Below are 1,903 nucleotides of genomic sequence, written 5' to 3'. Positions count from 1 at the left end.
TCGACGGCGCTCTGGGCGAACTGAAGGGCAGCCGGCGGCTCGTGCGCGAGGTGCCGGAGATCCAGGCCACGCTGGTGGAGATGACCAAGGAGAACCTGCTCCTGGCCCTGGCCGGCACCGAGGCCACGCCGTACCCGGCCGCTAATCCCACGCACGATCTCATCACGAGCAAGGGCCAGCTGCCGGACACCGCGTACCAGGATGTGGCCCTGGTAGGCGACCTGGCCGGCACGACTCAGCCCTTCTGCTTCGTGGTTCAGAACGCGGTGGTCGTGGAGATGGCTGAGGTAACGTTCGGCGACCGGCGCACGCCCGGGCTCCGGGTTACCTTCCGCGGCCACTACGATCCGGCGAACCCGGACGTGCCGCCGTACCGGATCTACCGGCCGCAGGTGGCGTGAGGTGGTAACTGATGGCTGACAGCGCACTGCTGGCCGAAACCCCGGAGGTTGAGATCGGCGGCAGGCGGTACAGACTGCGCCGCCTGAAAACGGCGGACGTGTTCCAGATAAGCCGGCTGCTCTCCCGCGCAATCGCCAACGTGGGCCTGGGGCTGCTGGGGGCCGAGGACGTGGGCGGCGCGTTCCGGATCATAGCAACCCTCCTGGGCGACGAGCTCGCCTCGTGGTACGCTTCGCTCCTCGGGATCACGGAGCGGGAGTTTGCAGAACTGCCCGTGGACGCGGCCCCGGCCGTGCTGGAGGCGCTGCAGAAGCACCCCGACTACGAGGCTTTTTTAACCAGCGTCAGCCGGCATCTGAATCTGGCCGCATCGGTATTGCTGAGGCCTGCGACCTCATCCAGCAGCGGTACGGCTGGACGGACCAGCAGGTCCTAGACCTGCCGTTTGCCCGGTTTCTGGAACTGGCCAGGGTGTGCGCGGAGGCCAGGCGCGCGGAGATGCAGCGCCTGGCCTTCCTGTGGTGGCCGGTGCACGCGGCCCTCGGTGCCACCTGGGACGAATACATCCAGGGCCTGGGGCTGGCCGGCCAGCCGCGGGGAGTGACGCGCGAGGACGCCCTGGCCCGCGCCGAGCAGGCGCTGGCCCGGATGAGGCAGGGGTGGACCGTGGAGGTAGCCGCCGATGGCGAATGAGCTCATGCGGCTGAGCGTCATAATCGACACCAACGCGCGGGCTGTGATCACCCAGCTCGGCGAGGTCGAGCAGGCCGGTTTCCGGCTGCGGTCCTCGCTGGCCAACGTTGCGCAGACCGCCGCCGGCGTCTTCGCCGGCCTGGCGGGGTTCGAGGCCGCGCGGCGGGCCGCGTCCGCGTTCGTCAACACGGCCATCACGATGAACGCACGCCTGGAGCAGAGCCGGATCGCATTCGGCAACTTGCTCGGCTCCGCTCAGGCCGCCGACAAGTTGCTCCGCGACCTGTACGAGTTCGCTGCCCGGACCCCGTTTGAGTTCCCGGAACTGCAGGACGCCGCCCGGCGGATGCTGGCGCTGGGGTTCTCCGCACGGGACATCCTGCCCGTTCTGCGGGCCGTCGGCGACGCCGCCGCGGGCCTGGGGATGGGCACCGCAGGCATCGACCGGATCATTCTTGCGCTGGGCCAGATGCAGGCCAAGGCCAAGGTTTCCGGGGAGGAGATGAGGCAGCTCACCGAAGCCGGCATCCCGGCGTGGCAGATCCTCGCTGACGCCATCGGGACGACCACGCAGCAGGTCATGGAGATGGCCGAGAAGGGCCTCATCCCGGCCGACCGCGCCATCGCCGTCCTGGTGGAGGGCATGAGGCAGCGCTTCGGCGGCATGATGGAGGAGCAGGCGCGCTCGTTCGAGGGCATGATCTCCACCATCCGCGACAACGTGCGCATGCTCGTGCAGCAGATCACCGAGGGCCTGTTCGAGCGCGGCAAGGCCGTGGTGGCCTGGGTCAAGGATCTCACCGACCGC

Annotated in this window: 4 protein-coding genes; all 4 read left to right on the top strand. The window is 69.0% G+C overall.

Translation table 11 applies throughout. From position 1 onward, the window contains the following. A partial coding sequence (locus AB1609_22680; protein ID MEW6049241.1) for a hypothetical protein occupies nucleotides 1-401 on the top strand: 401 nt, incomplete at its 5' end. An 11-nt stretch (nucleotides 402-412) separates the two neighbouring features. Next, nucleotides 413-838 (top strand): hypothetical protein, encoded by a 426-nt coding sequence (locus AB1609_22675; GenBank protein ID MEW6049240.1) that lies wholly within the window; start codon nucleotides 413-415, stop codon nucleotides 836-838. Nucleotides 839-900: 62 nt separating this feature from the next. Beyond that, nucleotides 901-1,095, top strand: a complete 195-nt coding sequence (locus tag AB1609_22670; GenBank protein ID MEW6049239.1) for a hypothetical protein — start codon at nucleotides 901-903, stop codon at nucleotides 1,093-1,095. Next, on the top strand, nucleotides 1,085-1,903 hold an 819-nt coding region (locus AB1609_22665; protein MEW6049238.1), incomplete at its 3' end, for a tape measure protein. The genes AB1609_22670 and AB1609_22665, both read left to right, overlap by 11 nt.

It is taken from the genome of Bacillota bacterium, from assembly GCA_040754675.1.
Taxonomy (GTDB): domain Bacteria; phylum Bacillota; class Limnochordia; order Limnochordales; family Geochordaceae; genus Geochorda.
This window is presented reverse-complemented; position numbering and strand designations above follow the sequence as displayed.